7 protein-coding genes, 1 pseudogene and 1 riboswitch are annotated in these 11,823 nt (G+C 71.9%); of the genes and pseudogenes, 4 read left to right on the forward strand and 4 right to left on the reverse strand.

Annotated elements, in window-relative coordinates:
* Positions 1–468, forward strand: a pseudogene (locus tag ND748_RS15650) (serine/threonine protein kinase); the annotation flags it as partial.
* 33 nt (positions 469–501) lie between these two features.
* Here ND748_RS15650 and ND748_RS15655 read toward each other — a convergent pair.
* The gene (locus ND748_RS15655) at positions 502–2,364 is read right to left on the reverse strand and encodes an ABC transporter ATP-binding protein (protein WP_374215935.1); all 1,863 of its coding nucleotides are present in this window, start codon (positions 2,362–2,364) and stop codon (positions 502–504) included.
* Between the two features lie 538 nt (positions 2,365–2,902).
* Between ND748_RS15655 and ND748_RS15660 the strand changes: the two genes are divergently transcribed.
* Complete coding sequence (locus tag ND748_RS15660; RefSeq protein ID WP_251746542.1) at positions 2,903–4,273, forward strand: lipase; 1,371 nt, start codon at positions 2,903–2,905, stop codon at positions 4,271–4,273.
* 43 nt (positions 4,274–4,316) lie between these two features.
* Here ND748_RS15660 and ND748_RS34650 read toward each other — a convergent pair whose 3' ends face one another.
* A complete protein-coding gene (locus tag ND748_RS34650; protein ID WP_251746543.1) occupies positions 4,317–5,138 on the reverse strand; it encodes a hypothetical protein in 822 nt (273 codons plus the stop codon).
* A 665-nt stretch (positions 5,139–5,803) separates the two neighbouring features.
* Here ND748_RS34650 and ND748_RS15670 point away from each other — a divergent pair.
* Entirely contained in the window at positions 5,804–7,459 is a 1,656-nt protein-coding gene (locus tag ND748_RS15670; RefSeq protein WP_251746544.1) for a peptide deformylase, read from the forward strand.
* A gap of 528 nt (positions 7,460–7,987) precedes the next feature.
* Positions 7,988–8,163, forward strand: a riboswitch (cyclic di-AMP (ydaO/yuaA leader).
* 2 nt (positions 8,164–8,165) lie between these two features.
* Positions 8,166–8,546 carry a transglycosylase family protein gene (locus ND748_RS15675; RefSeq protein ID WP_251746545.1) on the forward strand — a complete coding sequence of 127 codons (381 nt, stop codon included), beginning with the start codon at positions 8,166–8,168 and terminating at the stop codon, positions 8,544–8,546.
* 121 nt (positions 8,547–8,667) lie between these two features.
* Here the strand turns inward: ND748_RS15675 and ND748_RS15680 are convergent, their stop codons facing one another.
* Both ND748_RS15680 and rlmB read right to left on the reverse strand, forming a co-directional pair.
* Positions 8,668–10,857 carry a hypothetical protein gene (locus ND748_RS15680; protein WP_251746546.1) on the reverse strand — a complete coding sequence of 730 codons (2,190 nt, stop codon included), beginning with the start codon at positions 10,855–10,857 and terminating at the stop codon, positions 8,668–8,670.
* A 174-nt stretch (positions 10,858–11,031) separates the two neighbouring features.
* On the reverse strand, positions 11,032–11,823 hold a 792-nt coding region (gene rlmB / locus ND748_RS15685; protein ID WP_251746547.1), incomplete at its 5' end, for a 23S rRNA (guanosine(2251)-2'-O)-methyltransferase RlmB.

Here is an 11,823-nt window from a genome sequence, read left to right on the forward strand (position 1 = left end):
GGCCCGGACCTCGCGACCGCGACCGGGGAGGCGGGCTCCGCCGCCGCGACGGCGGCGGAGGTGAACGCGGGCTCGGGCTCGGCGCCGACGGCGACGATCCGGGAGGTCGACCACCCGGCACCGGCCCAGCAGTCCGGGCCCGCCGCCACCCCCGCGAGCGGAACCGGGGCGGCCACGACGACGCCCTCGGCAACCACCGCCGCCGCCGCCGCGACCGCCACCGCCAAACGCATCGCCGCGGCCTTCACGACCGGGTCCGCCGCCGGGCGCACGACAAGTACCTGCCTGCCCGGTGGGCCCTGGGGGCCGGTGCAGCTCGCGGCCGGATGCGGCGGGGCGCTCATCCTCCCGGCGGTCCTTCGCGCCCCGACAGCGCCGCCGCCGTGGTCGACGGCCCTCGCCGAGGGCATCCCCCGGCTCATCGCCGCGGCCGTCAGCTCCGAAGCGCCCTGGGACGAGCTCGGCTGAGCACCAACCCGCCCCCGGTCGGGGGCGCTCCCCTCACTCGACCGGGATCATGCCGCCGCTCTGCCGCTGCCACAGGGCGTGGTAGCGGCCACCGTGCTCGAGAAGCTCGCGGTGTGAGCCCTGTTCCACGATGCCGCCGCCGGCCAGGACGATGATGCGGTCCATGTTCAGCAGCGTCGACAGCCGGTGCGCCACGGCGATCACCGTCTTGCCACGCCAGAGTTCCTCCAGCGCGTGCTGGACGAGCACCTCGCTCTCGCTGTCCAGGGCGCTCGTCGCCTCGTCGAGAACGAGCATGGGTTTGTCGTCGAGGAAGGCGCGGGCGATCGCGATCCGCTGCCGTTGCCCGGTCGACAGCTTGATGCCGCGCTCGCCGACGACGGTGTCGTAGCCCTCGGGGGCCTGGCTGATGAAATCGTGCGCATGGGCCCGCCGCGCCGCCGACTCGACCTGTTCCTGGGTGGCCACGGCAGCCGTCCCGTAGGTGATGTTGTCCCGGATGGATCGGTGAAACAGCGTGGTGTCCTGCGGGACGTAGGAGATTCCCGCGGCGAGCGCATAGTTCGACGTCGGGCGCCCATCCAACCGGACGATGTCCACCGGCAGCGGGTAATAACCGAGCAGCAGCTTGACGAGCGTCGTCTTGCCGCTTCCGCTGCGGCCCACCACGCCGATCTTCTCGCCCGGTTCGATCGTCAGATCGATGCCGGCTAGTACCGGCCTGCCGTCGTTCTCGGGATAGGCGAACGACAGGCCACGGAACTCCAACCGCCCCGGCGCTTCCGGTACGGCCGCCGGGGGCGTCCCGGCCAGCGCGGCCGGCCGGTCCGCGGTGACGGGTCGGCCGGCGAAAAGGTAGCGGTAGGCCTCCTCCACCCGGGCCAGGCGGAGGTTCAGCTCCGCGATCTCCCAGACCGTGCCCCAGATGAAGTCCGAGAACATCACCAGCACCGAAAGGAACGTCGTGAACTGCGCCAGACTCAGCTCACCCGTCAGGTACAGGTGGAGGTTGAGCAGGATCGAGACCGGCCAGACCAGATAGCGCACCACGAGGGACATCGAGGCCCAGAACACGATCGTCCAGTAGTACGAGCTGCGGGCGGCCGCGATCACGGTGCGGCGGCGGCGGATCACCTCCTCGTACTCGGCCGCCTCCTGGCGGAACGACTTCACGCTGACGAAGTTCGCGATGACGTCGATCACGTACCCGTCCATCTCGGAGACCTCGTCCGCGAGGCGCTTCTCCGCCCGCGACGAACGGCTCACGGTATGCCGGCCGACCGCCACCATGAGCAGCACGGCCACCAGGAATGTTAGTCCCGAGTAGACGTTGACGGAAAACATGATTATGATGATCGACGGCACTCGGATAACCTGCTCCACATAGGTGAAGCAGGTGGTTTCCAGGATCTCCCGGAACTCCCGGCCCAGCGATGCGATGTAGCTACTGATCTTGCCGGTGAACTTTCCGACGAAGTACGGGTACCGCTCGTTGATGACGCTGCGGAAAAGGATGTTCTCGTACTCGTAGCCCCGATCGTTCAGCAGGCGGAGATAGGTGAGCTCGCCGGTACGCCAGGTCAGGTCATGGAGGATGTTGCAGCCGATGAGGATGGCCGCATATCGGTACAACCCGCCGGCGGAATCGGTGGTATGGGCCAGCGCCTGGACGAACCTCCCGATGAAGACGGGCAGGATCGCGAGCGCCACGTTCGAGACCGCGAAACAGGCGACCACGACCAGCAGGGAGCCCTTGAAGGTACCGACGAAACCCAGGTAGGAACGCAGCCCCGCGTGCCGCCCCGGCTCACCCCGAGCGGCGCTCCCGATATCGCCGGCCGAGGAATCGGCGGATCGTATTCGTTGCCAGGGAATCTCGTCGCCCGCAGCGTCCACCCGGAAATCATGACAGGCACGGGGCGGTATCCGCATCCCATTTTCCGGCCGCGGCCCCGCCGGCGCCGCGGACCCTCCTGCCTCGGAGCAAATCGGGTCGGATCAGGCCGGATCGCACTGGGCCGGGCTGGGCCGGGCTGGGTCGGGTCGGGCTGGGCCGGGTCGGAAGTCGGGTCGGGCCGGGTCGCCGCAGGGTCCGGCACCAGGCGGATCGGGCGGCCGGTGGGGCGGCATCTCCGCGAACCGCACGCCGCGACGACTCACCCCACCGACACGCCGGACGACGTGTACGGAGACCCGACCGGCTATCGGCAGTCACGGCCGTCCGTCCGAGTCTTCTCACCGCCACCCCAACGGACGCCACACCCTGCCGCGAGTGGCCGGGGGCGACGGCTGAAAACGATGGCTTTTGCCGACTCGACCACGCGATTGCGCCCCGCTCCGGCGGGTTCTCGCCCTTCTGTAGCGTAATGGGTGGAGCATTCCCGGTGGCGGCCGGCCGCGGCCGCCGAACATCCCGCAGGGAAAGGTGCGTCGCATGCCTCGCGGACGCTGGTTCGGCTTGGCGGCCACGGTGCTTCTCGCCGCGGTGACGGCCGCGTGTTCCACCAGCGAGGGCTCCGCCTCCGCCCAGGCCCGCTCCGCGGCGCTCGCCCGGGAGGTGGCGGGCCCCGTGGGACCGCCGGACACCGCGCGCCTGCCGCTGCTGTTCGTTCACGGCAGCCTCGGCTCGGGCGACCAGTTCGAATCGCAGGCGCAGCGGTTCACCAGCAACGGATATCCCGCCGACCGGATATCCGCCGTCGACTACGACGCGTCGTCCTGGGGCGGTCCGCCGGACAAGGTCTTTCCGCAACTTGACACGGCGATCCAGGATCTGCTCCGGGCGACCAGGGCCAAGAAGGTCGATCTGGTCGGGCAGGCGGAGGGCGCTGCGCTCACCGAGCGGTACCTGGCAAGCTCCGCAGCACGGGCGGATCGGGTCGCGCATCTGATCAGCGTGGAGGGCTCCCTGGCAGGCGGACCGCCCAGGGGAGTGCCGATGCTCGCCGTCTGGGGCACCGGGGATCCAACCTTCCGGGTGCCCGGCGCGAGCAATGTCCGCTTCCCCGCCCAGGAGCGCAACAGCCTGCTGACGTCGACGGGCACCTTCCGGGAGATGTTCCGCTTCCTCACCGGGACCGAGCCGTTCACCACCGACATCGTCGCGGCGAAAGGTCAGATCGACATCTCCGGCCGCGCGCTGCTCTATCCCGAGAACACGGGGGTCGCCAAGGCCCGGCTGGAGGTCTACCGGCTAGACCCGAAGACGGGTAAGCGCCTGCCGAAGGGACTCGGCGGCCTTTTCACCCTGGCCGCCGACGGCTCCTGGGGCCCGTTCCGGGCGGATGGCACCGCCACCTACGAGTTCGCCGTTGTCCGGGCCGGGGAACCCGTCCACCATTTCTACTACCAGCCCTTCCGCCGCAGCGATCGACTCGTCCGTCTCCTGACCAGCCGGCCGGGCCAGGAGATCGGCGGCGGTATGAAGACCGACCCGAAACAAACTGATCTCGTCGTGAGCCGCGCCCTGGAATGGTGGGGAGACCAGGGCCGGAACAGCGACGTCCTCACCGTCGACGGGACGAATGTCCTGAGCCCGGCGGTGGCCCCGCGGTCCAAGCTGGCCCTCGCCGTGTACCTCTTCGATCACGATGCCGACGGTGCCTCCAACGTCCTGGCCCCGATCCCCGACTATTTCGGGATCGGCTTCATCACCGGTGCGGATCTGCACATCCCGGCGGGTGACCGCTCGATCGAGGTCGCAGTGACCCCTCGAGGGCAGGCGGCGCACCGTTCGGTGCTGCGGGTACCCGCCTGGCCATCCGACACCGACCGCGTCACGCTGCACCTGCGCGACGACGGCTGAGGGACGACGGCTGAGGGACGAGCACCGCGGCCCGACCCGTGGCTTACCCCAGGGCGCGCCGAACGCCGTCCACGGCGGCCGCGTACCCCGCCCGGAACGCCTCCCGCTCGCCCGCCGTCATCCAGCGCGCCGTCGCCACTTCCGCCGGCTCGGCTGCGAGCGCCGTCTCCACGACCGTCGGCGGCCGGTCCGGCGGCGCGTCGCCGTCAGGAACCCGGCCGTACACCAGCACCACGTCGACGTCGCCGTAGGCGGCGGTGAGGACCAGGCCGGCCGGCAACCGGCCGACGGCTCGGAACGCCTCCACCGGATCGGACCCCGCGCACAGCGCGACCGCCCACCGGTCCAGCCCCCACGGCTCGACGGAGACCAGCCCGGCCTCCTCGCGGTCCCCCGCTTGGGCGGCGCTCGCGTGCTGTGTTCCGGCCGCCGCCGTCTCCGCCTGGCCAGCGAGGGATGGCGCCGCCGATCCGGGGGGTCCGGCCGGATCGGCGGCGGCTCGGTGACCCTGCTTGGGCAGGGCAGGGTCACCTGTCCACGGCCGCCGGTCGGCGGCGACGGCCGGCTCCCCCGGGCCGGCACCGGTCGGCGACTGCCCGGGAGCGGCGGGGGACGAGGCCGGGGAGGCAGCGGGCCGGATCGGCGGGGATACCTCGGCGACGGCGGACTGCCGCTCGTGGACGAAGAAGCGCACCGGCGCCACCTCGTACTCCGGCCAGCCCTGCTCGGCCGCGAAGTCGTCCGCCGCCGACGCGGAGACGAAGGTGATCACCACGTCGGCAACCTGCCGGCTGCCGCCCGGCGCGAACCGGACGACGCCGTAGACGACCGCAGGTCGATCATGATCTCTCCTCGGCTCTGTCACGATCGGCACCGCCCTTCCGGACCTACACCCCCTGCGCCCGCACTGCCTGCGCCCTCAATCCCTGCGCCGACGCCCGACCGGCCGACCCTGGTGGCCGCCACCGACGCTGGTGCCGGCCACCAGGGTCGGTGGCCGTCGGTCCGCCCCTCCCGTCCGGGCCGGCGGTGACCAACCGGCCCGCCGGGTGCGCCGGCCCCGCCCGGCGGAGGTCGCGGCTCGACGCGGGGCGGGGCCGGCCTGCATCCAGAGTCGTCCGAGCCGGGGTGGCCGGGAAACGTCAGTCAGGCATGCTCTTCTCGTATGGGCTCGGCTGGTCCGGACCGGACCACGCCCGCATCCGCACCGTTGCGCGCCCCCCCGCACCGGCGGTGCATGGACAACCTCGCCGCCTCCCCCAGAAGGGGCATGGGCGGATGACCCAGCCGGGCCGGCCGGGGGCCGGCCGGCCGGTCGCCTACCAGATCCGCCGCGGTGCCGCCCGCCCATCCGGCCGGACCGGATGTCGGATCCACGACAACCTCGCAGTCGCGGCAAGCGCCGGCAAACTATGCCGGTTTGGCATAGCGTCGTGATCCTGACGTCTCAGCCACGGCCTGACGCATCGGACTTTCCGCTGTCCCGGCAGGGCGATCGGCGCAGGTCGGAGCCCGACGGAAGGCCGGTCGATGTCCTACGAATCCGGTCCCTACCGGGTCTCCCGCACCCTGCTCGCCCGGTCCGACTTCCGGACCGCGTGCGAGACCCGGGACTTCCGGATGGCCTTCCGGCTGATGAAGAAGTATGACGGCGCGAGCCAGAATCGCATCGCGTCGCCGGTCGAGGGCCTCAGCCAGAGCCGGGTCAGCCGGATCATGCAGGGCGAGGACCACATCGCCCGGCTCTCCCTGATCGAGCGCATCGCCGACGCGCTGCGCATCCCGGGCGCCTATTTCCAGCTCGCCGCTCGCCCGTGGGAGGCGGCGCACGAGGCGGGCGACGTCGTCGCCTCCCGTTCGCCGGGCGCCCGGTCGACCGAACCCGATGGCCGGGTGGCCCCGCCGCCACCGAGCTCGTTGGCAGCCAGCACGGCAGCCGAGCCGGTCGCAGCCGCCCGGGCCACCCGGGCCGGCCCCGATCCGGGTGGGCTCGTCGTCGAGGAGGATCGCGCCGAGCTGCGGTACGAGGACGGCATGTACGTCGCCCATCAGCGCCGGCTCGTACTCAACACCGGCGTCGAACCGGTGACCCGCTATCTGATGCGGATCTCCGTCGACCGCTTTCCCGGGGACCAGGAACGCGCCGCCAGGCTCTACCGCAGCAATCCGCTGCGGTGGGAGGAGCTGCAGCTCAGCGCGCACTGCGGCAGCGAGCAGATGTCCTGGCAGGTCAAGACCGACTGGGACGCGTTGAAGGAGGTCTGGCTGCTGTTCGAGAACAATCGCGGCCGATTCCCCCTCTACCCGGGCGAATCAGCCTGGATCGAGTACAGCTACCGGGTCGGCGAGGAGAAGTGGGGCCCGTGGTTCCAGCGGGCCGTCCGGGTACCGACCAGCTTCCTGTCGGTCGTGCTGGACTTCCCTGCCGAGGTCGATCCCGTGGTCTGGGGCATGGAGACGTCGATGACGGCGGATGCCTTCCCGTTCCGCACCGCGATCGCCCGCACGGATGATGCCAAGAGGCGCGTTTTCACCTGGTCCACCAACAATCCTTCGCTGCACGCCCGGTATCGGCTGGAATGGAACTTTCGGGCCGGGGCGCCGAATCGGGATCCCGCCGGCCGAAGCATCGCCCGGCCCAGCGAGCAGATGGCCGCGGCGGGCATCGTCCAGGTGGGCGATCCCATGCTCCACCAGCCCGCCCGGCCGTTCGAGCTGCCCGCCGAGGCCGAGGACGCCCGCCGCGTCGTCGCCGAGCTGTCCTCGGCCATGGAGCGGGTGTCCGCGCTGCACACCTTCGGGAAGGGGATGGGCATCGCCGCGCCCCAGATCGGGATCAACCGGGCGGCGGCCATCGTGCGCTCCGCAGACGGCGACATCCTCACCCTGCTCAACCCGCGCGTCATCGAGTCCGTCCCCGAGAGCGACGAGCAGTACGAGGGGTGCCTGAGCTTCTTCGACGCCCGCGGGATCGTCCCGCGGTCCCTGGAGCTGCACGTGGAGCACACCGACACCTCGGGCCGCCGGCACATCACGGTGTATCGGCAGGGCCTCGCCCGCCTGGTCGCCCACGAGATCGACCACCTGCACGGGCGCCTCTACACCGACCGGATGCGGCCCGGGGTCGTGCCCATCCCCGTCGAGCAGTACCGCGGCACGGGTTCGGCCTGGACCTACACCCCCTGAGCCCGCAGCACCCGCCAAGACCCGCCCCCGCCGGCCGGCCGATCCCGGCCTCAGCCCGCCGGCCGCACCCCCAGCCCGCCGGCCGGTCGCGCCGCCCGGCCGGGCGCCGGTCACCGACTCTGCCGTCCGCCTGCCGGACACATCCTCTTTAGGCGGGATGACTCGCGGCGTGCCGTATAGTTCGCAAAAGCGCGGAAGAGCCGGTTGCCAGCGAAGCCGCTGCGGAATTTTTCTCGACTTCGTTACCGACACCATCGACGCGGGTAGAAACCGCGCCCCGCCACGCCCGGGAGAGAATCGGCCACGGACCGCGAAGGGTTTACGGTCAGCGTGGCCGACCAACCGCAGAACAGGCATTCCGCGGAGCTCGGAAATCCGTTAGAATCGAGCGCGCACGCGGGCGCGAAACTGCCAGAAGAAGATCAATGGAAGACGTTCGAACGTACTGTGCCTATTTTCACGTACCCTTGATTTCCCGGGGTCACGCTCAGCTATGTTCGTTGCCATGCCGTCAACTGATGGCAGACGTCGGGTGGCACGCCGAATCCTGCCCCCACCCGATGAGAATCAAACCTGCGGCAGGGACGGGGGAACCAATTCCGGGCGCCGATGTCAGGCGTCCTAGGGGTGAAGCCGCGAACCGCGGCCGGGCATTCCCAGCCCGAACCCGACAGCTCACCTCGCAGGCGTGGGGAAGGGCAATTCAATGTCCAACGCTCGTTCGCTCGGTCGGGGCCTCAACCGGATCAAGCTTGGCACCCGAGCCGCAGTCATCGCCACCACTCTCGCCGCCTCCGTCGGCGGCGGCCTCGCGCTGTCCCAGCCGGCCAGCGCAGGGACCAACGCCGACCACTTCCTGAGCGCCGTGATTCCCTGCGAATCCGGCGGGAACCCGCACGCGGTCAACTCCATCGGAGCCGGCGGCCTGTTCCAGTTCCTGCCCAGCACCTGGCACGGTCTGGGCGGCAGGGGTCTGCCGCAGCACGCCAGCGTCGGGGAGCAGTGGCAGCGTGCCCGCCAGCTCTACGCGCAGGCCGGCACCAGCCCCTGGTACGCGTCGAAGCCCTGCTGGGGTCACCGGATCTGAGGCCCCGATACACCGCGCCGACATCCGCACTCGGCCGACTCTGATCCGCACATGATCGATCGGATCGTGCTCGACAGATCGTGAGCCGTCGCCGGCGCGAGGCGACGCGACCCAGCGCGGGTCAGGAGCCCCGTCCCCCCTGCGGGGGGCGGGGCTCCGTCACGTCCCCGGACCGGCCGCCGGCCAGCATCCCCGCCTGCGGTCGCGGCCCGAGCGGCACCCCCGCGGGCGGCCAGCGCAGCTCCATGCAGAGCTGCCCGTCGTCAACATCGACGATCATGTCGATGGCCCGACCCGATGGTGCCGGCGGCAACTGGCCCGCCGGCCAGGAACACGACAGGAACAGGCTGGCCGTATGCGACTGCGCGGTGACGGTGAGCAGAACCCGGCGGCTTGGCATCACCCGCAGCGCGTGGTGCAACTGCTCGACGAACTCGCCGCGCACCGAGGCGGGAAGCTGGTCGAGACCACCGGAGATCTGGCTGGAAACGACCGTGCCGTGCCGTTCGGCGGCGTTGATGGCCGCCCCGATCGCGGTGTGCACGGCCTCGTCGTCGAACAGCAGCCGCCGCACGGCGACCGCGCGCCGGGCACATTCCGACCGCACGACGTCGGCCTGCGGGTCGAGCCGGCCCGCCGCGACGCCGGCCAGCAGGGGCGCCACGTCCCGTTCGACGGCCCGCAGCAGCACTCTGCGACGCTCGCGCATCCGGTCCCGGTTCCCGGCTCGCCGGCCGAGCTCCCGCTCGCAGTGACTGGCCCAGGCCCGGACATCGGCCGTGCTCCACAGCAACGGTCCGACCATGACCAGACAGATCTGCATGATCCACAAGTAATAGAGCAGCATGAGCAGGTGGGACAGCGCGAACGGGTCCCGCGGGTTGGTCAGCAGGCACACCGCGATCATGGTGGCGCCGACGGTGACCGACGCGAGCACCCATCGCCACACCGGGCGGGACACCGTCACCAGCATCAACAACGGCGGCACGCTGACCATCGGCCACGCCATGGTCCGCACCTCGTCGGCGTCGCCGGCGTTCCACCCGCCGCCCACCGCGATCCCCAGGCAGAGCAGCACCACCGCGGCCGCCTCCGCCTGCGTCAACGGCCCGGTTCGGAAACGGCGGCGGGCCACGGCCACCGCGACGAGCGGCGCGAGCAGCATCGCCAGCGCCAGCGGGACCGAGCGGACATGGGGCAGGGCACGGCCGGCGGGCAGAACCAGCAGGATCAACCAGAGTGCGGCGAATCGACTGGTCACGTGACGTAACTGCGCGGTGTAGATGGCGCGCAGTGAGCCGGCTGCAGGCGCCACCGTCGCCCAGGGGTCCGGACGGCCAGCCCCGCCGGCCGACCCGGATTCGACCAGCACATCGCCGGCCGACCCGGATTCGACCAGCACATCGCCGGCCGCGCCCTCATCGGACGTCGGTCCGCGTGCCGCCGCCGGGATCTCGCCGGCCGACGGCCGGTGCACCGGGCCGGCTCGGCGCGGCTGCTGCTCGGGCTGACCGACCAGCTCGTCCAGGGCCGTCGCGCCGTCGGCGCAGCGGCGGCGGGTGAGATGTCCGTCGCCGCCGCCGCCCCAGGCGATGCCGGTGAGGGTGTTGAGCACCGCGTTGTGGATCGTCAGCTCGTGTTCCCGCTGCTCGCGCAGCAGGGTGAGCACGTCGTCCTCGCCGGCGCGCCGCTTGGCCACCTCGGCCAGCCGCGCCTGGGCCCCGCCCGCCAGCGCGCGCACCTGCGGACGGATATATCGGACAAGCAGGGCCGTGCAGACGATCGCGGCGAGCGACCTCGGGGACGGCGGCCCGGTGCCGGCCGCCCCGGCCACGAAGGCACCGGCCGTCAGCGCCGTCACGGCCAGGAACGGGCCGGTGGGGAAGGCCCAGGCGGCCACCGCCGTCGCGTGCGTCGCCGCGAGCAGCACGAACGAGGCCGAGTCGCCGACTGATTCCGGCGGCAGCCACAGGCGCGCCCCCAGGGCCAGGACGAGCGCGACGACCACGTTGCCGGTGGCCAACGCCCACCCGATACCGCGATGCAGCGCGACCAGGGCGAACATCAGCGACCAGCCGGCGGCCAGCGCCGCGACCAGCAGGCCGAGCGGATGGCCCGCGTACCAGTCGTGCCACAGCAGCACGAATCCGACGCCGAAGAGCGCCGCGTACAGCCGCAACGCCGCGAAGACCGCGGCCAGCACCAGCCGCAGCGCGACGGTGGGCAGCAGAGTCAGCCGCGGCTGCGGTTCGGGCAGGAGGAACCGCGGTAGCGCGAACAGCCGCGCCGACGGTTCCCGCCTGCCCCGCACCGTCGTCCGTTCCCCCGAGATGGCCCGACGCCCAAGTAGGGCATGAGGCTACAAGGGCACCGCGGCGGGCTCAGCGTTCCGCCGCGCAAGACTCGGCTGCGTCACCGTTCGGCCGGCCACCGGCCAGGGACCGCCGCAGCGATCAGGCGCCGCGGTGCTCAGGCGCCGCGGTGCTCAGGCGCCGCGGCGGCGGCGGGCGATCTCGGCCAGCGCGATGCCGGCGGCGACCCCGGCGTTGAGGGACTCGACCGCCCCCGCCATCGGGATGCGGACCGTCACGTCGCAGCGCTCCTCGACCAGCCGGGACAGCCCGCGCCCCTCGGACCCGATCACCAGGACGATCGGATCGGTGGCCATCTCGAGCTCGTCGATCGTCGTGTCGGCGTCCGCGGCCAGCCCGACGACGAACAGGCCGGCCTCGGCATAGGACACGAGGGTCCTGGCGAGGTTGGTGGCCCGGGCGACCGGCAGCCGGGCGGCGGCACCCGCCGACGTCTTCCAGGCGGCGGCGGTTATCCCGGCGGCGCGACGCTCGGGTAGCACGACGCCGTGGGCGCCGAAGGCCGCCGCGGAGCGCACCACCGCACCGAGGTTGCGGGGATCGGTGACCCCGTCGAGCGCGACCACCAGGCCGGGAGCCGCGGCGCGCGCCCGGGCGAGCAGGTCGTCGGGATGGGTGTAGCGGAACGGCGGGACCGCCAGGGCGAGCCCCTGATGCGGCGCCGTGCCGCACATGCGGTCGAGGTCCGGACGAGCGACGTCGACCACCGCGATGCCGGCCCGAGTGGCGAGGCGGCGGGCGTCGGCGAGCCGCTCGTCGAAGTCCAGGCCGCCGGCGACGTAGAGACTCGACGCCGGCACCCCGGCCCGCAGCGCTTCGACCACCGAGTTGCGGCCGACGACCAGCTCGTCGGCTTCGGCGCGCCGCGAGCGCGGACCCCCCTGCCCTGCCTGGCCCGCCTGGGC

Source organism: Frankia sp. AiPs1 (assembly GCF_023716945.1).
Lineage (GTDB): Bacteria > Actinomycetota > Actinomycetes > Frankiales > Frankiaceae > Frankia.

Bases quoted from the DNA above. Each gene is read 5' to 3' on its own strand.
- ND748_RS15670 (WP_251746544.1), top strand. From the start codon at position 5,804: ATGTCCTACGAATCCGGTCCCTACCGGGTCTCCCGCACCCTGCTCGCC.
- ND748_RS15675 (WP_251746545.1), top strand. From the start codon at position 8,166: ATGTCCAACGCTCGTTCGCTCGGTCGGGGCCTCAACCGGATCAAGCTT.
- ND748_RS15660 (WP_251746542.1), top strand. From the start codon at position 2,903: ATGCCTCGCGGACGCTGGTTCGGCTTGGCGGCCACGGTGCTTCTCGCC.